General features: G+C 60.0%; 23 protein-coding genes and 1 tRNA gene. 11 read left to right on the top strand and 13 right to left on the bottom strand.

Translation table 11 applies throughout. The features are described 5' to 3' along the window. Positions 1–49: 49 nt before the first annotated feature. Positions 50–1,063: a sulfurtransferase gene (locus tag HYPDE_RS17555; RefSeq protein WP_015599893.1), complete on the bottom strand. Its 1,014-nt coding sequence runs from the start codon at positions 1,061–1,063 to the stop codon at positions 50–52. A 482-nt stretch (positions 1,064–1,545) separates the two neighbouring features. After that, the gene (locus HYPDE_RS17550; protein ID WP_015599892.1) at positions 1,546–1,983 is read right to left on the bottom strand and encodes a DUF411 domain-containing protein; all 438 of its coding nucleotides are present in this window, start codon (positions 1,981–1,983) and stop codon (positions 1,546–1,548) included. 432 nt (positions 1,984–2,415) lie between these two features. Here HYPDE_RS17550 and HYPDE_RS17545 point away from each other — a divergent pair, with 432 nt between their 5' ends. Both HYPDE_RS17545 and HYPDE_RS17540 read left to right on the top strand, forming a co-directional pair. Beyond that, a complete protein-coding gene (locus tag HYPDE_RS17545) occupies positions 2,416–3,807 on the top strand; it encodes an NfeD family protein (protein WP_015599891.1) in 1,392 nt (463 codons plus the stop codon). Next, positions 3,804–4,568, top strand: a complete 765-nt coding sequence (locus HYPDE_RS17540; protein WP_015599890.1) for a slipin family protein — start codon at positions 3,804–3,806, stop codon at positions 4,566–4,568. The genes HYPDE_RS17545 and HYPDE_RS17540 overlap by 4 nt, the downstream gene beginning before the upstream one ends. 18 nt (positions 4,569–4,586) lie before the next feature. Here the strand turns inward: HYPDE_RS17540 and fdxA are convergent, their stop codons facing one another. Further along, complete coding sequence (gene fdxA, locus HYPDE_RS17535) at positions 4,587–4,925, bottom strand: ferredoxin FdxA (protein ID WP_015599889.1); 339 nt, start codon at positions 4,923–4,925, stop codon at positions 4,587–4,589. 432 nt (positions 4,926–5,357) lie between these two features. Here fdxA and HYPDE_RS17530 point away from each other — a divergent pair, with 432 nt between their 5' ends. Together HYPDE_RS17530 and HYPDE_RS17525 are read left to right on the top strand one after the other, a co-directional pair. Beyond that, positions 5,358–6,188, top strand: a complete 831-nt coding sequence (locus tag HYPDE_RS17530; protein ID WP_041320624.1) for a cytidylate kinase-like family protein — start codon at positions 5,358–5,360, stop codon at positions 6,186–6,188. Between the two features lie 319 nt (positions 6,189–6,507). Beyond that, positions 6,508–6,867: a hypothetical protein gene (locus tag HYPDE_RS17525; RefSeq protein WP_015599887.1), complete on the top strand. Its 360-nt coding sequence runs from the start codon at positions 6,508–6,510 to the stop codon at positions 6,865–6,867. Positions 6,868–7,046: 179 nt separating this feature from the next. On the opposite strand, the gene HYPDE_RS17520 is transcribed toward HYPDE_RS17525, so the two are convergent. The 3 genes from HYPDE_RS17520 to HYPDE_RS17510 form a co-directional block, all read right to left on the bottom strand. Beyond that, positions 7,047–7,123, bottom strand: a tRNA-Arg gene (locus HYPDE_RS17520). A 169-nt stretch (positions 7,124–7,292) separates the two neighbouring features. After that, on the bottom strand, positions 7,293–8,828 hold the full coding sequence (locus HYPDE_RS17515) for a sensor histidine kinase (RefSeq protein WP_015599885.1): 1,536 nt from the start codon (positions 8,826–8,828) through the stop codon (positions 7,293–7,295). 12 nt (positions 8,829–8,840) lie between these two features. Further along, on the bottom strand, positions 8,841–10,295 hold the full coding sequence (locus HYPDE_RS17510; RefSeq protein ID WP_015599884.1) for a dihydrolipoyl dehydrogenase family protein: 1,455 nt from the start codon (positions 10,293–10,295) through the stop codon (positions 8,841–8,843). A gap of 331 nt (positions 10,296–10,626) precedes the next feature. Between HYPDE_RS17510 and rpmH the strand changes: the two genes are divergently transcribed. The 4 genes from rpmH (at position 10,627) to yihA (ending at position 14,085) form a co-directional block, all read left to right on the top strand. Next, a complete protein-coding gene (gene rpmH / locus HYPDE_RS17505; protein WP_015599883.1) occupies positions 10,627–10,761 on the top strand; it encodes a 50S ribosomal protein L34 in 135 nt (44 codons plus the stop codon). 226 nt (positions 10,762–10,987) lie between these two features. After that, positions 10,988–11,413, top strand: a complete 426-nt coding sequence (gene rnpA / locus HYPDE_RS18935; protein WP_348226100.1) for a ribonuclease P protein component — start codon at positions 10,988–10,990, stop codon at positions 11,411–11,413. Between the two features lie 91 nt (positions 11,414–11,504). Continuing rightward, positions 11,505–13,379 (top strand): membrane protein insertase YidC, encoded by a 1,875-nt coding sequence (gene yidC, locus HYPDE_RS17500; RefSeq protein ID WP_015599880.1) that lies wholly within the window; start codon positions 11,505–11,507, stop codon positions 13,377–13,379. Between the two features lie 49 nt (positions 13,380–13,428). Then, positions 13,429–14,085: a ribosome biogenesis GTP-binding protein YihA/YsxC gene (gene yihA / locus HYPDE_RS17495; protein WP_041320622.1), complete on the top strand. Its 657-nt coding sequence runs from the start codon at positions 13,429–13,431 to the stop codon at positions 14,083–14,085. A 28-nt stretch (positions 14,086–14,113) separates the two neighbouring features. On the opposite strand, the gene HYPDE_RS17490 is transcribed toward yihA, so the two are convergent. Beyond that, on the bottom strand, positions 14,114–15,922 hold the full coding sequence (locus HYPDE_RS17490) for a Clp protease N-terminal domain-containing protein (RefSeq protein WP_015599878.1): 1,809 nt from the start codon (positions 15,920–15,922) through the stop codon (positions 14,114–14,116). Positions 15,923–16,182: 260 nt separating this feature from the next. On the opposite strand from HYPDE_RS17490, the gene argB reads away from it, so the two are divergent. Next, complete coding sequence (argB, locus tag HYPDE_RS17485; RefSeq protein WP_015599877.1) at positions 16,183–17,136, top strand: acetylglutamate kinase; 954 nt, start codon at positions 16,183–16,185, stop codon at positions 17,134–17,136. Continuing rightward, positions 17,136–17,900 (top strand): pyrimidine 5'-nucleotidase, encoded by a 765-nt coding sequence (locus HYPDE_RS17480; RefSeq protein WP_015599876.1) that lies wholly within the window; start codon positions 17,136–17,138, stop codon positions 17,898–17,900. The genes argB and HYPDE_RS17480 overlap by 1 nt, the downstream gene beginning before the upstream one ends. On the opposite strand, the gene HYPDE_RS17475 is transcribed toward HYPDE_RS17480, so the two are convergent. Then, on the bottom strand, positions 17,884–18,642 hold the full coding sequence (locus HYPDE_RS17475; RefSeq protein ID WP_015599875.1) for an SDR family oxidoreductase: 759 nt from the start codon (positions 18,640–18,642) through the stop codon (positions 17,884–17,886). The genes HYPDE_RS17480 and HYPDE_RS17475 overlap by 17 nt on opposite strands. Before the next feature lie 269 nt (positions 18,643–18,911). Between HYPDE_RS17475 and HYPDE_RS17470 the strand changes: the two genes are divergently transcribed. Further along, on the top strand, positions 18,912–19,247 hold the full coding sequence (locus tag HYPDE_RS17470; protein ID WP_244437727.1) for a hypothetical protein: 336 nt from the start codon (positions 18,912–18,914) through the stop codon (positions 19,245–19,247). A 7-nt stretch (positions 19,248–19,254) separates the two neighbouring features. On the opposite strand, the gene HYPDE_RS17465 is transcribed toward HYPDE_RS17470, so the two are convergent. From HYPDE_RS17465 to HYPDE_RS17445, 5 genes are all read right to left on the bottom strand, one after another. Further along, a complete protein-coding gene (locus HYPDE_RS17465; protein ID WP_015599873.1) occupies positions 19,255–20,184 on the bottom strand; it encodes a 3-hydroxybutyryl-CoA dehydrogenase in 930 nt (309 codons plus the stop codon). Positions 20,185–20,219: 35 nt separating this feature from the next. Continuing rightward, positions 20,220–21,164: an electron transfer flavoprotein subunit alpha/FixB family protein gene (locus HYPDE_RS17460; protein ID WP_015599872.1), complete on the bottom strand. Its 945-nt coding sequence runs from the start codon at positions 21,162–21,164 to the stop codon at positions 20,220–20,222. After that, on the bottom strand, positions 21,164–21,919 hold the full coding sequence (locus HYPDE_RS17455; RefSeq protein WP_015599871.1) for an electron transfer flavoprotein subunit beta/FixA family protein: 756 nt from the start codon (positions 21,917–21,919) through the stop codon (positions 21,164–21,166). Before HYPDE_RS17455 ends, HYPDE_RS17460 begins: the two co-directional genes overlap by 1 nt. A gap of 276 nt (positions 21,920–22,195) precedes the next feature. Then, positions 22,196–22,777, bottom strand: coding sequence for a cob(I)yrinic acid a,c-diamide adenosyltransferase (locus HYPDE_RS17450; protein ID WP_015599870.1), 582 nt, complete (start codon positions 22,775–22,777; stop codon positions 22,196–22,198). Positions 22,778–22,851: 74 nt separating this feature from the next. Then, entirely contained in the window at positions 22,852–23,040 is a 189-nt protein-coding gene (locus tag HYPDE_RS17445) for a twin transmembrane helix small protein (protein ID WP_041320621.1), read from the bottom strand. Positions 23,041–23,281: the final 241 nt, after the last annotated feature.

The following is a 23,281-nucleotide window of genomic DNA, read 5'->3' as shown; positions in this document are numbered from 1 at the left end:
CGCCCCGACGTCAATCGGGGGCCGTCGCCCGCCCCCGCGTTTCAACGATTTATTTGCCGAGCCAGATCGTTCCGCTCTTATTGGTCACCGGCACCCCGACGGCGTTGCCGTATTCGGTCCATGACCCATCATAGTTGCGGACATCGTAGCCCAGGATTCGCTTCAATGCGAACCATGAATGGCTCGACCGCTCTCCGATCCGGCAGTAGGTCACGACGGGCTGCGAACCGTCGACACCCTTTGCGGCATAGATGGCGCGGATTTCGTCGACCGGCTTGAACGTGCCGTCGTCGTTCACGATCGTACCCCACGGAACGTTTTCGGCACCCGGGATGTGTCCGGCACGAATGGACAATTCCTTGACGCCTTCCGGCGCGAAAATCTTGCCGCTGTATTCGTCGGGCGAACGGATATCGATCAACCGGCCGGCGGCCCGGCCCTCCGCAATCGCCAGAACGTCGACGAGGCGGGCCCGCAAGCGCTCATTGCGTTCGGGCAAGACGATTGAGGATTCGGAAAAGCTTGGCACGTCTGCGGTGACAGGAAGCGAACGAGCCTCCCAAAGCTTGCGGCCCCCATCGAGCAGCTTCACGTTGTTGCCGAGCCCATAAATGTCAAGAATCCAGACACCCCATGCTGCAAACCAGTTGTTATGATCGCCGTAGATAACGATCGTCGTGTCTTTGTTTACACCGGCCTTGCGCAAGCATTTTTCGAACTTATCGCGCGAGGCGATGTCCCGGTTCACGGTATCGACAAGATCGACGTGCCAATCGAGGTTGACGGCACTTGGAATATGCGCGCGCTTATAGACTTCAGGATCGACGCTGACTTCGAAGATTCTGATCTTCGGATTGTTAAGATTATCCTTGATCCAATCGGCTGTAACGAGCGGGCTTGCACTTGAGGTTGTCACCGAGAATTGTCCTTTCTGTTTTAGTGGAACTCGACTCCGGCCAATCGGGCGGTACATGGCAACGAAAGCCGAGTGTCCATTCTGAAGAACGCCTTCTCCCGGCAGCATCATTCCGCCTACGGAGAAAAACGCGAAAAAATTGCCCATCTTCAGACGTATCGACACCAAAACTGTACTTCGATGGCACAGTCATGAACGCGACTTCTCTCAAGCATGTCTGAGATTCATTTTTCTGAGATGCCGGCTCTGAACGCCGCGAAGACGGGCGTATAAATCGACATACATCGTAATGCGATATAATCGATGCCGGTATGTGCTATCGAGACGCAATCGGCTCTGTCAAAGTCGTCCGGCTATGCCGTCAATCAGATCGCGATCACTTCGCTTTCCTAAAACCAGTCTTCGAAATCAGGAACCAAAGCCCTGGATCATCGCAAAGCACGGCAGCGGCACGGGATCTTCGCATCTGCATCTCACGATCGGAAAACCGGCGCCATTCTGCCCGCCCATGCCTTTGCGCGTCGCCAGCGCGTGCACAACGACCGCGCCCCAGTTACACTCCGCAGCAGTCCGTACTTTTTGGGTTGCGAACCTCTCTGTGGACTCTGTTTTGATCTTCGCCGTTTAGATCATTCCTTCGTGTAAACCGGTGCTGGGCCGTCCTTGCCGGTGATGGAAAGAATTTCGAATGGACCCTGCTTGATGCCCGACATACCCGGCGAACCTTGCGGCATACCGGGAAGCGAGATGCCCTTGATATCCGGTTTTTCGGCGAGTAGCCGCTTGATGGGACCAACCGGGACATGGCCTTCGATCACGTACTTGCCGATCACCGTCGAATGGCAACCCTCGAGGTCTTTGCGTACGGCGGACTGCGGCGTAACCCCTGACATTTTCGGGCGTTCCAACACCGTGACGTCGAAGCCATTCTCGCGAAGATAGTTCGCGTAGGTCTCGCAACATTGACAGCCGGGTTTCTTGTAGAGGGTGGCGGCAATTCTTTCCTCGGCGCCAGCGATGCCCGCAGTCAGAGCGAGCACAAGAATGGCGATAGATAGGCATTTCACGGTGGTTCTCCTTTCGTCGACCAGTTCGCATTTGCAAGCCGGTGAACGGTCTGTGATCAACGCCTTTTGCCAGTTAATTTATTTCTATTGGGGCCTCGACTGACTGACGTCTTGACCCAAGCAGAAGGTCGGCACGGCATCACTTTATATGCAGGGGTGCTTTAGACTTTGGCGCAATTTCGACGCACCAGCCTAGAGAAGCTGCGAAGAATCCGGTGTCGCTGATTTGAATATGTAAAAATGGCGCCGACCAAATCACACGGACCCGTTGATGCATCAGGCTCTGTCGGGCTCAACCGGCACAGTACAGGTCTCGGGAAGTGGCACCGAATACTTTGGGCTGGAGCAGGGATCAATATTGGTATCTGGAATGCATTGGTATCTGGAATGCCGCGCGCTCACACCCCAAATCTTCGAGAGGGAGTTTAGAGCGTGAAATTCCGCGCGCCCCTTCTTGTTGCTGCGGGTCTCGCCGCTGCCGTAGCGGCCTTCTCGCCGCCCGTTGCGGCCGACAAGGCCGGTTCCGTTAAGCTTGCCTTTGAAATCGATATCGACGGTGCAATAGGCCCCGCTACCGCACGATACGTGAAGGAGGCGCTAGCGACCGCGGGCGAGCGCAGTGCTGAAGTTGTTATTCTGCGCCTTAATACGCCTGGCGGTCTCGTCACCAGTATGCGCGAGATTATCGCCGACGTACTCTCCTCACCGATCCCGGTCGTCGGCTACGTCGCGCCGTCAGGTGCCCATGCCGCGAGCGCCGGTACCTACATCCTTTACGCGACGCATATTGCTGCCATGGCGCCCGGGACCAATCTCGGCGCCGCAACACCGGTTGAGATTGGCGCGCCCATTCCGGGCCTTCCAGGCCAGCCTGACAAGGGCGACAAGGGCACGGTTCCTGCTGCGCCGCCTGACGCGATGACGGCGAAGATGACCAATGACGCAGTCGCCTTCATCCGCAGCCTGGCGGAGCTGCGCGGCCGCAACGCCGACTGGGCGGAGAAGGCCGTGCGCGAGGCCGCGAGCCTATCGGCCAACGCCGCACTGCAAGCTGGCGTGATCGACCTCATTGCCGGTGACACAGCAGAGTTGTTAGCGAAAATCGACGGCCGTACCGTCACGGTGGTGGGCGGCGCACCGCGGTCACTCGCGACACGTGGACTTGTCGTCGAGACGTTTCAGCCGGACTGGCTCGTGCGCTTGCTCTCGGTCATTACCGACCCGAACGTAGCCGTGATCCTGCTGCTGATCGGCGTTTATGGCTTAATCTTCGAATTCACCAGCCCCGGAGCGGTCGCGCCCGGCGTTATCGGTACCATCGCGTTACTTCTCGGGCTCTACGCGCTCAACCTGCTGCCAATCGACTATGCAGGTCTCGCTTTGATGCTGCTCGGGCTGATCCTCCTGACCATTGAGGCATTCAACCCTACCATCGTCATCGGCCTCGGCGGCCTCGCCGCCTTCCTGCTCGGCACGGCGATGCTCCTCAAGGTCGAGGCGCCAGGCTTCCGTCTATCGCCGGCAATGATCGATCTCACAGCAGTCCTGATTTTCATCCTTGTCATCTTCGTCGGCCAGGCGCTTTGGCGCGTCCGCCGCCGGCCGCCACGCGTCGGCGGTGAGGCGATGCATGGCCTCCCGGCCGAGATCCTCGACTGGCGGGCCGGGGCAGGCCACGTGCGTGCCAATGGCGAACGCTGGCAGGCCCGCGGCGACGAACCCTTCACCCCCGGCGAAATGGTCGAGGTCGCGACTATCGATGGCCTCACCCTGATGGTGCGGCGTCGGACGGACCCAACGGCCACTCAAGGAGAGCCTCGATGACACTCGATTATCTGCCTTACCTGCTCCTCGCCATCATCGCTGTCGTCTTTCTGTTCGCGGCGATCCGCATTCTGCGCGAATATCAGCGCGGCGTGGTTTTCACGCTCGGCCGCTTCACCGGGGTCAAGGGGCCTGGCCTGATCATCCTCATACCCTTCGTCCAGCAGATGGTGAAGGTCGATCTCCGGGTCGTTGTCCACAACGTGCCGCCACAGGATGTCATTTCGCGCGACAACGTATCGGTCAAGGTCAACGCCGTGCTCTATTTCCGAATCATCGATCCTGAGCGGGCCATCATCAAGGTCGAGGACTTCATGGCAGCCACCAGCCAGCTCGCACAGACGACGCTGCGCTCCGTCCTCGGCAAACACGAACTCGACGAGATGCTGACGGAGCGCGATCGACTTAACGCCGCTATCCAAGAGATCCTCGACCAACAGACCGACTCCTGGGGCATCAAGGTGACGAACATCGAGATCAAGGACATCGACCTAAACGAGAGCATGGTGCGTGCCATCGCCAAGCAGGCTGAGGCCGAGCGGTTGCGGCGCGCCAAGGTGATTAACGCCGAGGGTGAGCAACAGGCGGCAGAGAAGCTCGTCGAGGCCGGTCGCATCCTGGCGCAGGAGCCGCAGGCGATGCAGCTGCGCTATTTCGCGGCGCTGCACGACGTCGCCAGCGAACGCTCGTCCACGGTCGTTTTCCCAATTCCGATAGACCTGCTGGGACATTTGGTCAAAGGCTCAGGCGAGGAGCGCTAACCATGCTGCTCCACCAGCTCAGTCGCCTGCACCCGGATTGGGCGAAAAATATTTTTCGAATTTCCCTGTCTCGTCCCAATGGTCGCGCGCGTCCTTCGGCATGTCCTTCTTGATCGTGATGTTTGGCCACTTCAGCGCGTATTCACTATTGAGTTTAAGCCACTTCTCCATACCGGGTTCGGAGTCCGGTTTGATGGCGTCGACTGGGCACTCTGGTCGGCATACCCCGCAGTCGATGCACTCATCCGGATGAATGACGAGCATGTTCTCCCCTTCGTAGAAGCAATCGACCGGACAGACCTCGACGCAATCGGTGGTCTTACACTTGATGCATCTCTCGTCGACGACATACGTCATTGTCTATTGCGCTTAAAGAAGGGCGGGCAGTACGTTAAGCGAGTCCTGCCAATCGCTTGCGATGTTTTGCTTTTATCCATTGCCAACCCCTTCGATTGGCATCGCGACCCTATCATGGAGATTCGCGTTCATGTACTTGAGGTAATTGATCGTCCAACGGGTTCAAGGGCGCTACCGTCCCGATTTGAAAATTGGTTGATTGTGCTGGCGTTCTCGCAATGCAGCACCACGTCGATGTAAGTCCGATAGCCGGGCGGATCGTCGGTGATCTTGCCAACACGCTCCGTTGGAGTTGCGATGGGGGCAACAACGGCCTAAAATTTTTCATCCTTTGGGCGACGAGCGCGAACGCAAAGCATTCGCAACGCTGCGTCAAGTGCCGGCCCTGCAAGTGTGCATCCTCCGGCACGAGATCCCGCAAAGGAGGACACGATGGCTGTCATTGCCATGACGCGCGAAATGGCAACGCGCGGAAGCGAAGTTGCGGCGGGCCTCGCAAATCAATTGGGGCTTGCTATTGTTCACCATGAGATTGTCGAGCACGACATCGCCGAACGAGCCGGCATGCCCGAAAGCGAGGTGCATCGATTTCTCGAGGGCGAGACGTCGTTGATGGAGCGGTGGACACTCGATCGCAAGCGAATGTCCCGGTACACGGCCCAAGAAATCCTGGAGCTTGCTGCAAAGGGAAATGTGCTGATCAGGGGTTGGGGTGCCACTTACCTCCTGAAGTCGGTACCGCATGTCATATGCGTCCGTATCTGCGCGCCGATGTTATTTCGCGAAAGGGTTTTGATCGAGCGCCTCGGCGTTGGCATCGCCACAAACGCGCGGCGGGAAATTGAGCGAAGCGACGCCGCTCATAATGGAACAATGCAAAGGCTTTTCGGCATCGACTGGGAGGATCCGTCGCTCTATGCGATCGTGCTCAATTCCGCGCGGGTTCCGGTCGCGGACTGCGTCGAACATATCGTTCGCCTCGCAGAGAGCTCCACATTTCAAGAGAGCGAGCAATCCCGCAACGTTCTTCTGGACCAGCTCATTCTGTTTCGCGCGCGGGCTGCCATGGATCGCCGGTTCGGCCCCAGGTCCAATCAAAATTGCTTTGATGTGCATGTTTTGGGCGGCAAGATCCTGCTCACGGGAGCAACGACCGATGAACAGATGATCGTCGATGCCGTCCGTTTACTGCAAGGCGTTGAAGGTGTGACAACGGTCGAGAGCAAGGTCGCCCATGTTGCCTTTATTCCGCATGGGGACTGACGACTGCGCGTGATGCAGAGGCGGAAGGAACCTAGGTGAGGCTTGGCCGCCACCGAACTTTCATGCGGTATCCTGCTGAAGCTGTTTGCCGCGATTGTGAAAGGTGGTGATACAGCGAACTCATAGCTCACGTTCCTAGCAGGCTGTCGTCAGACTAATGTCGGCTTAGGGTCAGGAGCATCATTCGAACGAAGTCGATGTCGTGTCCGCTTACGCGCGGAATGCAGACAGGTGCAGATCCTGGTCGGCGTCGGCGGTTCGCGCAAGAAGGATGCGCCGCGAGGGAAGGGACGGTATCTGCCGGGGATTACGCATCCGCATGGATCGGCTCGACGAGATCATCATCGACCAGCTGAGCGCCCGCATTCTGCAGCCCGAGCGCTTGGGCGATCTATTGAAGACTTATTTGAAATCGGCGAACAACCGGTCGGCCGAAAGCAAGGAACGGCTGAGCCGCCTCAGGCAATCCCACAAGGAAGCCGAAGCCGCCATCACCCGTCTCCTGACCCTCGTCGAGCAAGGTCTTATGGAGGCCGAAGACGCGAGTCTCAAAGAGCGCCTTATCGAGCGGTTCGGCGCGATGAGCTCGCCGCCGAGGTTGCCGATCTGCAGAAGCGTGTGGCGAGTGGCGAACCGACCATCACGCCAGAGAAAATCGCGCAGCTGGCCGTCCTGCTGAAAGATAAGCTACGGAATGGACCACCCCAACCGAGGCAAGCCTATACACGGCTGGCAGTCCGCGAGGTCTGCGTCAAAGACAAGGAAATCCGCATATCAGGCTCCAAGTCCGCCCTGGCCAGGGCGGCTTCGCGAGGGCTCGAAAATACTGCGCCCGGAGTTCTATCTTTTGTTTAGGAATGGCGCGCCCGAAGAGATTCGAACTCCTGACCCCCAGATTCGTAGTCTGGTGCTCTATCCAGCTGAGCTACGGGCGCATTCCGCTACATCGGGGCCGTGCGGCCCGGTCCCGGCGAACACCGGGGCGGAGAAGCCCCCCTCTCTAGTGGGTCATGCCCGGGAGCGCAAGACCTCTCGCAACCTTCGGCCATCGGTCAAATCCGCCCGCCCCAGGTGCCCGTCGTGACTCGTTAAAGCTCAAACTCGTCAATCGACGGACCGGTCGGGCAGCTCGATGCGGAAATGCGCCCCTTTGGCGCTATCGACGAGCGTCAGCATGCCGCCGTGGGCCTGCACGAGTTCGGCCGCGATCACCAGCCCAAGGCCTGTGCCGCCCTTCTTCGTCGAACCCTGAAAAGCCTTGAACAGATTTTCGCGTGCTTTCTGCGGAACTCCGGCGCCATTGTCGGTCACATCGACGAGGACCTTGCGGCCCTCACGCCGCGCGACGACGCGAATCTCACCATCGGTCTTGCCCTCGGCGCTCTCGATCGCCTGCATCGCATTGCGCACAAGATTGCTCAGTACACGAAACAGGTGCTCATGATCCGCGTCGATAAGAAGTGAGGCATCGACCAAGTCGACAAAGGCGACAGCGCCTTCACGCGGCAGACCCTGACTGTCTGCCACTTCTTCAACGAGCGGTTTCAACGGTATCAGCTCGCGGCGTGGCGCCGCCTCGGAGACACCTCCGAACTGCAGCGACGAATTGCAGAAATGAATAGCGCGGTCGAGCGATGCGATAAGCTTCGGCACGAAACGCTGCACGGTCGGATCGGGAATATCGACAAGGCGGTCTGAAATGAGTTGCGCATTCGCGAGCATGTTGCGCAGATCGTGATTGATCTTGGAAACCGCGAGCCCCAACTGAGCCAATCTGTTTTTCTGCGCCAGCAGGCCCGAAAGCTGCCGCTGCATGCTCGCAAGCTCGCGCTCAGCAACGCCGATCTCGTCCATGCGCCCCGTCTCCGGCATGATGCGGCTCGCATCCTCAGGGTTTTCGGAGAAGTGCAGCATGCTTCTCGTCAGTCGTGTCAACGGCTTCACGAACAGCCGGCTGAGCGCGAAATAGACGACCGCCGCCGTCAGCACCGACAAAATGATCGACAACCAAAGAATGTTGAGTCCGTAGCGCATCATCGCGGCGCGGAGCGGCGCTTCCGGAATGACGATCTCGATCAGATCCGCGTTGTCTGGTCCGGCGTGCCCGACGACACGAATGGTCCGGCCGCCGTTGCCGAACATGGTTGTGATCGCATCTTTCATCTGCTCGAATTTAAGCCCGAGCCCTTCCCAGAATGAATCGGGCTCCGGCTGCAGATAGTAAACATAGTCGATCGTCAGATCGCCTTGGGGAGCGAGCACGAGACGCCGCTCGCCCTGCCGGCGAGACGCGATCGCACGCACTTCCGCTGTCTGTAGAAGATCGGCGCGCAACGCAGAAGGCACTTGGCCGCCGGGAAACGCATCGGAGGCAAGCGCCGCAAGCTGCGCCGCTGTCAGGCGCTCCTGAAGCCACGTCACACGATAGTTTGCAACCGACGGCAGAAAGATGAGCGCCTCGGCGGCAAGCACAAAAACCGCCGTCAGCGCGATCAGCTTCGACGGCAGGCCGCGGCTTTCCCAAAAACGCTTCAAGGCGCGCCAAGGGCCTGCAGAGGCCGAGGTCTTCGGCGCCTCGTCGTCTCCGTGCTGTCCGTTGCCGTTGAAAATCGCGCGCTGCACCGATTTGAGAACTTCCATTGCCCGAGATGATTAGCCGAGCTTCGCCAGCAATGCGATGACTTTGCGCACATAAGGATTGCTGGGAGATGTTGCAAAGTAACGAAACGCGGCGCGTTTGTTAATTTCCGACAAGGTTGGATAGGGCGAAACCCATTCGGTCATCGCTTTGATCTTCAATCCCTGCGAAATGGCAAGTGCCCACATCTGAATGAGTTCGCCCGCCTGCGCGCCGACGATCCCGGCCCCAAGGATTTCGCCGCGTTTCGACGTTACGACCTTGATGTGTCCGTCCGTTTCACGTTCAGCCTGCGCCCGGTCGTTCTCATGGTACGGCCAGCGCAGCACGCGGATTTTACCATACTTGGCCCGCGCCTCGGTTTCCGAAAGGCCGACGTGGGCAAGCTCCGGTTCGGTGAAGACCACGCGCGGCAAAGCACGGCCTGCAGCCTTGGCACGAAGGCGAAACAGAGTGCGCCAAAGAACGACCTCGGCATGCTCGGCGGCGGCGTGTGACGACAACGGACCGCCGATGACGTCTCCGATGGCATAGACACGCCGATTACGTGTCCTGAGCCCGGCATTTACTTTGATCCCATCGCTCGTCGACTTGATGCCCGCGGCTTCAAGACCCAGATCGGCGACGTTGGATTTCCGTCCGGCGACGATAAGCAGATCGCTCCCCTCTATTCTCTCTGGTCCATCGGGCGTCTCGATCTCGACGGCGATACGCCCCTGCTCACCTGCGACGCGCGTGACACGCACACCCTCGCGAATTGCAACGCCCTCGTCGTAGAGTTTTGTCAGCAGAACAGCGGCAAGCTCGGGGTCTTCGTCACCAAGCGCCCGTCCGGCTTCGAGAACCGTCACCTGAGACCCGAGACGGCGATACGCCTGCGCGAGTTCAAGTCCGGTCGCGTGGGAACCTATCACGATCAAATGCGCTAACGGCTTGGCGTTCTCGAAGATCGTTTCGTTGGTGAAATAGGGGACATCCTGAAGCCCCGGTATCGGCAGAATGACGGGCGAGGAACCGGTGGCAATGACGAACCTCCGCGCGGTGATGCGAAAGTCACCCGCAGTAACGGTCGACTTGTCGACGAACTTGGCCGCGGCGGCGATGACACGAACGCCGAGCCCGGCGAAACGCTCAGGCGACGCATTCGGCGCAGCGCGCGCGATCGTACTTTTGATGTGCTCGCGCACACCGGCGAAGTCGATCAGAGGCTCGACATCGCGAATGCCGTACGGCGATGCGGTGCGCATGGTGTTGGCCCGCCTCGCCGTAGCCAGGAGAGCTTTCGACGGTACGCTTCCATAATTGAGGGTGTCGCCACCCATTTTATGCTTTTCGATCAGGACGACACGTTGGCCGAAGGCCACCGCCGCTGCCGCAAAAGCAAGACCACCCGATCCCGCGCCGATAACGCAGAAATCCGTTTCGATGTTCTGGCTTTCGGAGGCGGCATTGGGAATGTCCTTCGGCATGAACGTTTTCCAAAAGTTGTAAGTGAAAGTGGCGCAACACGACGCGCTCGTATGGGTTGAGGCTAAAGCCGATCGTCGCAACAATCGAGAGAGGGACGGTGTGAAGCTGTGCGTGAACCCGTTGCACGTTCTTCAAGATCGGCCGCAGCAGCCGTTTCCGCGCGTTGACTTGGCCCCGGGCCCAAATTATAAGACCCCGAATTCCGGAGAAATCGCGTCCCGCCGTGGCTTTTCGCTTGGCGTTGCGGCCTTTCTAAGCATCGGAAAAGACAACATTATTCGCTTCGCGCGCTGCGCGATGGAAGCGAACCTCATTTGGACGGAGACTTCCGTGAAGCGCACGTATCAACCGAGCCGTATTGTTCGCAAGCGCCGCCACGGCTTCCGCAAGCGCATGCTGACTGCTGGCGGACAGAAGGTCCTCGCGCGTCGCCGTGCAAAGGGCCGCAAGCGTCTGTCGGCCTAGAGACAGCGAGCCAGTCTACCTACAACCTGAGCATTTTTCCGTGTTGGCAACGATTGCCAGCACGTCTGCTTGCATGCATGCGTAATCCATGGCGGCAGCACGTAGATGGCACAGCAGGCTTTCGTTCTGCCTGAACCTTGCAGCGGCTCCCAACCATCATGATATGAGCAGCGCGACACGCGCATTTTGTCGCGGTTTCTAGACGAGCTTAGGATGCCCGTCAGCTCTGGAGGCTCGGATTCCGATACTGCAAACCCTCAAATCGCGCCCGGAATTCCTGGCCGTCCGCGGCGGCCGTCGTTCCTCGACGCCAGCGTTCCTGATCGAGGCGCGGGAACGCCAAGCCTCGGAAAACGGCGGGACAGCGCGCTTTGGCTTCACCATTACGAAAAAGATCGGCAACGCCGTCACCCGCAATAGGATTCGCCGAAGGCTGAAGGCGGCGTTTGCCGCGGCGGCCTCACAACACGCGCGCCCCTCCTGCGATTACGTCATCGTCGCCCGCCATGCTGCGCTCGACCGACCCTTCGCCACGCTGCTCGAAGACGTCGCACGCGCTTTCGCAGCGCTACACGACAATGCTAAGCGAGGCCGTGCAAACGACGCCCGCCCCAAATCGGGGAAAACGGGCGTTAGGAAAGGTTCGACGTGACGGGGTGCCCCCTTCCGTTTATGAGCAGTTCGCAACATTGCTTCATGGGCTGTGACAGCCTCGCCAACGCCGGCGCTGACCCGAGGACTTGATGACTTCCCCGAGAGATCCAAAAGACCAAAACAACCTGATTTTCGCGGTTGCGCTGTCCATTCTCGTCCTCATGGGCTGGCAGTACTTCTTCGCGCGTCCGGAACTCCAGCAGGAGCAGGCGCGCCAGGAGTTCAATAAAAAGATCGAGGCGCAGAACAAGGGAGCTGCGCCGGAAAACCCGCCCAACGTTGGAAACACGCCGATCGCGCCGCCTTCCAGCGAAACGCCGGTCGGCGCTCAGCCGCAGGCTGCTGCACCGGTCTCGCGCGAAGACGCGCTGAAAGCATCGCCACGCATCCAGATCGTAACGCCCTCCCTCGATGGCTCCATCGATCTGAAGGGCGGCCGCATCGACGATCTGGTGCTGACGAAGTACCACGAGACGGTCGATCCCAGCAGTCCCAAGGTAGTACTGCTCTCGCCCGCCGGATCGCCCGAACCCTACTTCGCGGAATACGGCTGGGTCCCGCAAAGCGGAAGCCAGATCAAGGTTCCCGGCCGCGACACGCTTTGGACGCTTGAAAGCGGCACGAAGCTGACGCCGGAAACGCCGGTAGTATTGTCATGGGACAACGGCGGGGGCCTCGTCTTCCACCGCACGATCTCGGTCGATAACGACTACATGTTCAAGATTATCGACGAGATCGAAAACAAAACGCAGTCGGAGGTGACGCTGCTGCCCTACGCACGCGTCCATCGCAGCGGCCATCCGCCGTCTCAGGTATTCTCTGTTCTGCATGAAGGGCTCGTCGGCGTATCCGGTGAGCACGGCCTGCAGGAATTCAAATTCGCGGATGCCCTGAAAAGTGGTGTTCCGACGACCTTCGACAACGTCACTGGCGGCTGGCTCGGCATCACCGACAAGTACTGGGCAACCGCCCTCGTTCCCGATCAGCACGAACCCTACCGAGCCATGTACTCGGCGCTGAAAGCGCGTGATCCAGCCGGAAAGGATGCATTCCAGACGGATTATCTGCGCGGCGCGCTGACCGTACCCGCCGGCATGCGCAAGGGCGTCGAAGGGCATCTTTTTGCCGGCGCCAAGCAGGCGTCGTTGATCGACGGCTATGAAAACGCGCTCGGTATTCTGCGCTTCGACCGGATGATCGACTGGGGATGGTTCTACTTCATCACCCGCCCGCTTTTCCGTCTGATGGAGTTCATCAACGGCATCGTCCATAACTTCGGCATCACCATTCTCATACTGACGGTGCTCGTGAAGGCGGCCTTCTATCCGCTCGCCAACAAGCAGTACGAGAGCATGGCGCGCATGAAGAAGCTGCAGCCCGAGATGCAACGCATCAAGGAGCAATACAAGGACGACACGCAGCGTCAGCAAAAGGAAATCTTCGAACTCTATCGCACGCAGAAGATAAATCCGCTTGCCGGATGCTGGCCCGTATTGCTGCAGATCCCCGTCTTTTTCGCACTCTACAAGGTCCTGTTCGTCACGATCGACATGCGGCACGCGCCGTTCTTCGGTTGGATTCACGACCTGTCGGCCCCTGATCCGACGTCGCTCTTCAACCTGTTCGGGCTTCTGCCGTTCGACGGTCCGTCGTTCCTGCATATCGGCATCTGGCCGCTGATCATGGGCATCACGATGTGGATGCAAATGCAGCTCAACCCGCCGCAGCCTGACCCGATCCAGCAGCAGGTCTTCCAGTGGATGCCGGTCGTGTTCACGTTCATGCTGGCGAGCTTCCCGGCAGGCCTCGTCATCTACTGGGCATGGAGCAACACGCTCTCGATCCTGCAGCAGCTCCGCATCAACAAGAAGAACGGCGCGGAAATTCACCTGTTTGAAAATTTAAAACGCACGTTCGCTCCGATCCTAAGGCTCTTCGGAGCCGGTAGCGGGCCCGGAAAATAGTGGCGCCCGCATGAGCGGGCCGGACCGGAGCGGCGGTCGGATAGGCACCATGGCAGAGTCTGAGGCGCACTCGGCGGAAGATATCGAAACCGGGCGCCTGCTGTTCGCGTGCGCCTGGACGTTTTCGCGCGGTTCGCCCGACCTCGACCATCTACCGCCCGACGACCGGCCTGAAATTGCATTCGCGGGCCGGTCGAACGTCGGTAAGTCGAGCCTGATCAACACCCTCGTCGGACAGCGTGCGCTCGCACGAGCCTCGAACACACCGGGGCGCACGCAGGAGCTGAATTTCTTCACCGATCCGGCGGCCGACCTCTACCTCGTCGACATGCCCGGCTATGGCTTTGCCGAGGCCCCGAAAGATAAAGTTGCTGCCTGGAATCGGACCCTGCGCGGCTATCTCTCTGGACGGCGAACGCTGCTGCGCGTCTTCGTGCTCGTCGATGCGCGCCACGGTTTGAAACCGGTCGATGATGAGATCATGGGATTGCTCGATAGCGCAGCCGTTTCCTATCAAGTCATCCTGACGAAAGCCGACAAGATCAGCCGCACAGATCTCGACCGCGTCATGGCGCACACCATCCAATCGCTCTCCAAGCATCCGGCCGCCTATCCGCACGTCATCGCGACGTCTGCGGAAACCGCAATGGGATTTGAGGACTTGCGCGCCGTCGTGGCAAAACTGCTCGACGCGCACGGCGCTTGACCGCGGCAATCCGCAGCTCTTGCCGAGCCTAGTGGATGAGCCTTTCCAGCAAGGTCTTCGCAGTCGTCAGGCCCGACTCACTGAACGTCGAAAGCACGCCACCAATGATTGCCGCGACCGTCCAGCTAAAGAGGCGCGCAAACGTACGTTTGAGGTTCCGGCGAACTTTGACCTCGATGACTTGATCGGGAAGCGCCGTCTCTGCCGCCACGCCGTCCGCGCCGATCGTCCGGGCCGATACGACAATCTGCAATTGCGACCAGCCGCGCGACTGCGGCGTGATCAGAAATCGCCAGCTCGCAAAATCGTCGCTCCCATAGCCGAGGTTGCTTTCGATCCATTGCGTTTCAGGCGATGCCGTCTCGATGAAAAAGCCGCCGTCCGGAGCGCGAACGCGCACCGCCATCGCCTTTGTCACGGTAATCTGGTGCTGCCAGACGGCGCCGCCCCCATCGAGATTCTCCGCCAGAGACTTGATCGAAGCTTTCGCGATGCGGACTTCTACGCGCTCCGTTTTACCGACACGCATGGCTCGCGGAATATTTTCGGCAAGCTGTCCGCTTTCGGCTTTTGCGCCTCTGCCGCGCTTGCGGCCAGCGCCTTTCTCCCTCGATGGTTGCGGACGCGGTTGCGCAGCCGGAGGCGCACCGGCAGGCGGTTGATCCACGCGCTCGTCGGCTCGAAGCCCCGAATCGTTCTGCAGCGGCCCTGGCGGCGCGATGGGCGAGGGAGCGGGCAATGTCGGACCCGGGAAGGGCGCCCGCATCCCAGGTGCCCCAGGACCTAGCGGCAACGGAATCGGCGGCGGCAGTCCACCCGTGGGTCGCGGACGCGGAAGATCTCCAGAAAAGCCCTGAATCGGCGACGGCGCACCGGGATGTAGCCCACGCACGGGCGGCGCGGGAGCATAGGGCTGCCCGGGAGGCGTGCCTCGGACCGACGGCTGCGCAACCGCCCGATCGGGCGGTTCCAACGACGGGCCGAAGGGCGGGCGCGGTGAATGTCCGGGTGAAACATCGGGTCCGCGCCGAGACACGGCATTTTCGGCGCTGTCCGGCTGCGCTGCGCTTCGAGGTTCCACCCCTGATGCCGGACTTGGCTTTTCATTCGGCGCCGAAGGTGCAGGCTGAGCCAAAGACGGGGGCGCGGAGGCGGGCGGCATAGACCCCGATTCCGTCCTCGGCGTCTCGGGACTTACAGGTTCACTGGCGGCCCCTGTCGCCACCGGAGCCGCGATCGGCGGCGGCGGAGCGGGTTGTGGCATATCCTTCATGAGGTCGCGCAACGACGGCGCCGAACGCGACTGCACGCGTTCCCGGGCTCGCGCCAGAACATCGTCGGCAACCGGCGGCTGAGCGGCCGGAGCCCGAGGCGGCGCAGGCGCGAGCGCGGCCTGCAGGGCGCGGATTGCGCTGTCGAATGTCAGCCCATGCGCCTGCAATATGTCCGCGGCCAAGCTGCGCCCGTCGCCGACAATGGCCGCGAGAACGATGGCGCCGTTAATATCTCGCCGTCTGCTGCCGCGCGCCGCAGCAGCAGCGGCTTCGAGAATACGGCGCACGTCATGCGAAACGCCGAGGCTCGTCGGCGCCTGTTCCGGATCGGCGGCAGGCTGAGCAAACTGCCCCACGACGTCCGATTTGAGCGACGCGATATTAACGTTGCTCGCGTCGAGTACTGCGATGGCGTCCGAATCGTCGCAGAGCGCGGCCAACAAGTGCTCAAGAGTTACATCGGACGCACCGGCCGCGGCCGCAAACTCGGCGCCACGCGACAGCGTTGCACCGAGATCCGGCGACATCGGAATTTGAGCAAGATCAGCAGCAGTTACGCCCACGACGTCTCCAGGTATGCGGTCAAAAACAGCGTCAAAACAAGCTCACACGGCAAGGCTACAGCATAGGCACGGCGGTGGGCAGACTGGAATGCCTTTCGTCCCCAACCCGTGTCCGCCATGCGTCAGGACGGCCCCCAGCCCGTCAAGGCGCGGGAATTCCGTTGAGGCTGCGAGCCGCCGCGCTATAAGACCGCGACGAAAGCGCCCGGCGCATCCGAAGCACAAATATCCCACTGTCCAATGGCATTTTGGGGAATCCCGTGACGTCAACGAAGAACCCTCGTGAAAAAAACGCCGCTCCCACAGAAGACCGGCCGAGCGCGCATCTGCAGGCACGCATTCTGGCCGAAGCCATTCCGCACCTGATTCGCTACGATGAGCAAACCGTCGTCGTGAAGTTCGGCGGCAACGCTATGGGCGACGAGAAGCTTTCCAACGCCTTCGCGCAGGACATCGTCTACCTGAAGCAGTCGGGCATCAACCCGATCGTGGTGCACGGCGGCGGCCCGCAGATCGCCAGCATGCTGAACAAGCTCGAGATCAAATCCGATTTCGTGAACGGGCTCCGCGTGACCGACAAGCCGACGGTCGAAGTCGTCGAGATGGTGCTTTCCGGCAAGATTAATAAGGAGATCGTGTCGGCGATCAACCGCCAGGGTGGCAAGGCGGTCGGTATCTCGGGCAAAGACGCCAATTTGATGATCGCAAAAAAAATTACCGAGATGGCCGACCCGCAGTCGAATCTGATGAAGGCTGTCGACATCGGCTTCGTCGGCGACCCCCTCGAGGTCAATCCGCACATCGTAGAAGTCATCTCGCGATCGGATCTGATTCCTGTCATCGCGCCGGTCGGCATCAGCCGCGAAGGTCAGACGCTGAATATCAACGCCGACACGTTCGCGTCGGCGCTTGCCGCACGTATGCAGGCGAAACGCCTGTTGCTCCTGACCGACGTCGCGGGCGTGCTCGATAGCAACAAGCAGCTCGTTCCCGAACTGACGATCGACGAGGCCCATGCCATGATCAAGAGTGGCGCAATCTCCGGCGGCATGATCCCGAAGATCGAAGGCTGCATCGAAGTCGTCGAGGCTGGCGTCGAAGGCGTCGTCATCATCGACGGGCGCGTGCCGCACTGCGTATTGCTTGAACTCTTTACCGAGCACGGTGTCGGTACGCTTGTGCGTCGCGCCGATCGCAAGAAGGGCAAAGGCTGATGGAGGCGACCGCCTCAATCTCCGATCCTGCCACAGCTTCTGCGACTGCAATGCGGCGCGGATTCAGCCACGTCCACACGTGGATCTTCGATCTCGACAACACACTCTACCCGGCATCCTGCAATCTCTTCGCGCAGGTCGACCGGCGCATGAGCGAATATATCGCGAAGGCGATCGGCGTTCCGCGCGAGCATGCACGGCATTTGCAGAAGGCCTATTATCGCCAGTTCGGAACGACGCTTGCGGGCTTGATGCAGGTGCATAAGCTGCAGCCGGGCCCGTTCCTCGAATACGTGCACGACATCGATCTGTCTGTCGTACCCGAATTGCCCGAGCTTGCGGCAGCCATTGCCGCGTTACCCGGTCGTCGGCTGATCTTTACGAACGGCTCGCGCCGCCATGCGGAAAACGTCGCGCGCCGCCTCGGCGTGCTCGAACTTTTCGAAGATATTTGCGATATCGCGGCACTCGGGTACGTGCCAAAACCGGAGCGCGCGGCTTTCAATCAGCTTTTGAAACTTCACGGCGTGGCATCACCACAATCCGCCATGTTCGAAGACATGCCGCACAATCTCGAAGTCGCATCCGAACTCGGCATGACGACGGTGCTCGTCCATTCCGATTACATCGACCATCCGGCACAGATGAAGATCCGTGACTGGCGCGAGCTTCCCGGCCATATTCATTATTTGACGCGCGACCTGACGAATTTTCTCAAGACAGACGTCGTTCCGAAAGACCAACCGTTCACCCGCGCCCGATGAACGGCATTGCCGTTGCCATCACGGTCATGAACTGCACGTTGGCATCGAGCGGAAGGTTCGCGATGTAAAGGATCGCATCGGCAACGTGCGCGACGTCCATGCGTGGCTCGACTTTGGTGCTGCCATCAGCTTGCAGGATGCCGCTCGCCATCTTGGCAGTGAAGTCAGTTGCGGCATTTCCGATGTCGATTTGTGAGCAGGCGATGTTATCGACCCGTCCGTCGAGCGAGATGGACTTGGTGAGCCCCGTGATTGCATGCTTGGTCGCCGTATAAGGCGCCGAGAACGGCCGCGGCACCTGCGCCGAGATCGAGCCGTTATTGATGATCCGGCCGCCCTTCGACGATTGTGCCTTCATGATGCGGATAGCCTCGCGCGCGCACAGGAAAGGCCCAGTCAGGTTGACGTCGACGACGCGTCGCCAATCTTCGAGCTTTAAATTTTCGAGCGGCACGCCTTGCGCAAACGTCCCCGCATTGTTGAACAGCACGTCGAGGCGCCCAAAGCTTTTCTGTGTCTTATCGAACGCTGCTTTGACGGCCGCTTCTTCGGTCACATCGGCCGGAGCCACAAGGAATCGCCCCCCGTCCGCTTTGGCTTGGTCGGCCGTTATCTCGAGTTCCGTAATGCGGCGCCCAACAAGCACCACATCATAGCCCACGCCCTGAAGTTTCAAGGCAGCGGCGCGCCCGATTCCGGAGCCCGCCCCTGTGACCAATGCAACGCGCGGCTGTCCGCCCATGGTGTCATTCCTTGCAATCCCATCACAGCGACCTGAATAACGAGGAACATCTGTGCACGCCAGTTTTCTGGCACAGTGGCGGCATGCTATTTCCAAGGTCGGCAGGGGGGAGTTCGCCGAACGTGGGGAACGCGGAAGGAATTCAGGCGGCACTATGCGCGAATTGCGGAACCGCACTTTCCCGGCCGTTCTGCAGCGGCTGCGGGACGCCCTCAAATTCGTCAACCGGAAACCATGAGGAAGGCTGGGGCGCGCTCACAAGCGAATTTTTGAGTCAGCTGAAGCGTGACGGACTCTTCGCCGTCGCAATCTCGTTTCTCCGGCACCCGGTCCGGACAATCCTGCGTTTGACGGACGATCCCGCATACCGGTCGCACTGGAGTTTCCTGACGGCCTGTGTCGGCGCCCAGCTAACGCTGGCCTACGTCGCGTTGCCACGCCTCTACTCGGCGCCGTTCGGTATGCCCAACCCACGATTCTGGGGCATGTCCTGGGCGATTGCGATCGCCATTGCGGCAGCATCGTGGCTCGTCGTCTATCCGGGACTGCAAGCGGTCATCGAGCAGGCCAAGATCGGCGAAACAGTCGGAAATCTGCTGGGGTAAGAACCCTTTATCGGGTCGGAACCGGCTTTTCGCCGCGATAATCGTAGAAGCCACGCTTTGTCTTGCGGCCGAGCCATCCGGCTTCGACGTATTTCACCAGCAGCGGACAAGGACGGTATTTCGAGTCCGATAGCCCTTCGTAGAGCACCTGCATGACGCTGAGGCAGGTGTCGAGCCCGATGAAGTCAGCGAGTTCCAGCGGTCCCATCCGGTGGTGAGCGCCGAGCCGCATCGCCTTGTCGATCGCCTCGACCGTGCCAACGCCTTCATAGAGCGTATAGACGGCCTCGTTGATCATCGGCAGCAGGATGCGGTTGACGATGAAAGCCGGAAAATCCTCGGCGACCGCCGTCGTCTTGCCGAGGCTTTCGACAAACGCTTTCGCCGTCGCGAATGTTTCATCCTCGGTTGCGATGCCGCGAATGAGCTCGACAAGCTCCATCAGCGGCACCGGATTCATGAAATGCATGCCGATGAAGTCTTCCGGCCGATCGGTCCCCGCAGCAAGGCGCGTGATAGAGATCGACGACGTGTTGGACGCGAGCATCGCGGTCGGCTTCAGATGCGGACAGAGCGCCTGAAAGATCTTGTGCTTCAGGCTTTCGTCTTCGGTCGCCGATTCGATGACAAGATCGCAATCGCCGAACGCTTCGAGCGTCGGTGCGTAGCTGATACGCTCCAGCGCTTTATTCCGGTCGCTTTCCTGAATGACGCCTTTGGCGATCTGGCGCGCGAGGTTCTTGCCGACGGCTTCAAACCCCTTGTCGAACGCCTCCTTCTTGAGGTCGTTCAGCGCAACGTTATATCCGGAGAGAGCCACAACATGGGCGATACCGCTCCCCATCTGCCCGGCACCGATGATACCGACCTTGCTGATGATGCGCGCCGGCCGAACGCCGGCTTTGCTTTTCTCCATCAGCTTTTGGGTCTGCGCCATGAACGGATGTCCTCCACGAGTCCCAGTCGCTGCGCTCAACGGCCGGCTTTCTGCAACTCTGCGTCGAGTTCCGGCAAAGCCTGGAAGAGGTCGGCGACGAGCCCATAATCCGCGATCTGGAAGATCGGCGCTTCGGCGTCTTTGTTGATCGCGACGATCACCTTCGAGTCTTTCATGCCCGCAAGATGCTGAATGGCGCCCGAAATACCGACAGCAATGTAAAGATCCGGCGCAACGACCTTGCCGGTCTGCCCGACCTGCCAGTCGTTCGGAACGAAACCCGCATCAACCGCCGCGCGCGACGCGCCCATCGCCGCCCCGAGGCGATCGGCGACAGGTTCAATGTATTTGGTGAAGTTTTCGCCATTGCCCATACCGCGGCCGCCCGAAATGATGATGCGCGCAGACGTGAGTTCCGGCCGATCCGATTTTGTGAGTTCCGCTTTCTCGAATGTCGAGGTGCCAACTGCGGAAGGCACGGCAACGGTTTCGACAGGTGCCGACCCGCCCTCGCCAACGGCCTGGAAGGCTGCCGTGCGAACCGTGATGACTTTCGTCTTCTCGGTCGATTGAACCGTCTGGATGGCGTTGCCAGCGTAGATCGGCCGCTCGAACGTATCGGGCGAGACGACCTTGATGATGTCGGAGATCTGCATCACGTCGAGCTTGGCGGCGACGCGCGGCAGAATATTTTTCCCATACGCCGTCGCCGGGGCGACGATTGCCGAATAATTTCCGGCAAGCGAGAGGATGAGTGCAGCGACCTCTTCCGCAAGGCCGTTGGCAAGCTGCGGCGCATCCGCGAGCAGAACCTTCGAAACACCGGCGAGCTTGGCCGCAGACTCGGCCGCCGCCTTCGCATCGGAACCGGCGACAAGAATATGGACTTCGCCGCCAAGATCTTTAGCGGCCGCGAGTGCCTTCGCCGTTGCAGGCGCCAGCGCACCGTTTGCGATTTCTGCCAGAAGAAGTGTCGACATCAGAAAACCCCCGCTTCGTTTTTGAGCTTCTGAACAAGCTCGGCAACGCTTCCGACTTTGACGCCGGCCTTTCGCGTCGGGGGTTCAGTCGTCTTCAAGACTTTCAGGCGCGGGCTGATATCGACGCCAATGTCTTCCGGCTTCTTGACATCGAGCGGCTTTTTCTTGGCCTTCATGATATTGGGAAGCGAGGGATAACGCGGCTCGTTCAAGCGCAGGTCTGTCGTCACGACGGCAGGAAGCTTCAGCTTGATCGTCTCGAGGCCGCCGTCGACTTCGCGCGTCACGGTGACGGAACCCGATTCGGTTACGACCTTTGAAGCGAATGTACCTTGCGGCCAATCGAGCAAGCTCGCGAGCATCTGGCCGGTCTGATTGCAATCGTCATCGATGGCTTGCTTGCCGAGAATGACGAGATCCGGCTTTTCGGCTTCGACCACGGCCTTAAGGAGCTTGGCGACGGCCAACGGCTCGACCGCAGCGGTCTCCGATGTTTCGATGAGAATGGCGCGATCGGCGCCGATCGCTAACGCCGTCCGGAGAGTCTCTTGCGCCTTTGCCGGACCGATGGAGACGACGACGACTTCCTTGGCCCCGCTTTTTTCTTTCAACCGTACCGCTTCTTCGACGGCGATTTCATCAAACGGGTTCATCGACATCTTGACGTTTGCCAAGTCGATTCCGGAGCCGTCCGGTTTAACGCGAATTTTGACGTTGTAATCGACGACGCGTTTGATCGGCACAACGATTTTCATGCGACTCGCCAGATGTCTGGCGCTCCCAGTACTTGTTTTTACCGGCGCTTGGATGGACGCCGGCTTTTGCGGCGCCACACCGCCGCAGATAGGTGTTCCTGACTGCTAAACGCTACCCGCCGAGCAGGCCAAAAAGCCGGTCGGCGACGCTAGTTCTCGCAACTGCGAAGAGGGAAAACTAGGGGCCGCTTGTGCTCAAGTCAATCGCCGCCTCGTCGCGGCGCACACCCTTGGGCTCCAGGGTAAACAAAGGCCCGGCGAACCCCGGCTGAGGCGTCACCGGTTCTTGCCGGGTACCCAGAGGATATCGCTCTTTCCACGGTCATTGACGTAGCGGCTAGCAACGAACAGAAAGTCGGAGAGCCGGTTGATGTACTTGAGAACGGGAGTGCTGACGGGCTCTCCGGGAATAGCCGCAAGTTCGACAATCATGCGCTCGGCCCGGCGCGAAACGGTGCGCGCAACGTGCAACGCCGCCGCTGCCGGGGTTCCGCCCGGCAGAATGAACGATCTCAGCGGCGTAAGAGACGCATTCATCATATCGATTTCGTCTTCGAGCCGCTTGACCTGTGCATCTGCGACCCGCAGCGGTTCATAGGGAAGCTTTTCGCCGCGATCCGGGACGCACAGATCGGCGCCAAGATCAAAGAGGTCATTCTGAACGCGCAGCAGCATCGCGTCGACGTCCGGGTCTGCGCCCGCCAAGTGGACGCGCGCAACGCCGACGTTGGCGTTCGTTTCGTCGACCGTTCCGTAGGCCGCGATGCGCGGCGACGTTTTCGGAACCCTTTCACCCGAACCGAGCGCAGTCGTCCCGGCATCTCCTGTTTTCGTATAAATCTTATTGAGGACGACCATCGGTCAAAGGCTCCTGATTTGGATTTCCGGGGCGAAAAGGCGCCTCGCGCGCCGCGGGTGAGCCGGTCCGGCCTTTAGCGGGACACAAATACATAGGCAAGAATGATCAGGATGGCCAGAAACTGCAGGCCGATGCGCCAACGCATAAGCTTTTGGCTGAGGTTGGAATTATTGCCCTTCATCAGTGTGTACAGGCCATAAAGCAGTACGGCGAGTACAGCCAGAGCGGCGACGGTAGTGGCATGATAGAGAAATGTTTGCATCCGGCCTATCCGCTTCCAAAATCCCCGAATTGGCTTAAGCCTATGGGCAGACCGCGGCAATCGCCAAGTATCGGCGGAAACGACGCGGAGCCCAGAGCTTTCCGGTGAAAGGGCCTGCATTACGCATTTGAAATTTGCTCTTGGCGGCAAAAGTCTTAATCCTTGCGCGGCATCATATTTGGCTCCGGCCCCGAGGCGGGTACCTCCTCACTCCCCGGCCCCATGCGCTTTTCGACTTGAG

It is taken from the genome of Hyphomicrobium denitrificans 1NES1, from assembly GCF_000230975.2.
GTDB lineage: Bacteria > Pseudomonadota > Alphaproteobacteria > Rhizobiales > Hyphomicrobiaceae > Hyphomicrobium_B > Hyphomicrobium_B denitrificans_A.
The sequence above is the reverse complement of the archived record's forward strand: the minus strand, read 5'-3'. Positions and strand labels throughout refer to the sequence as shown.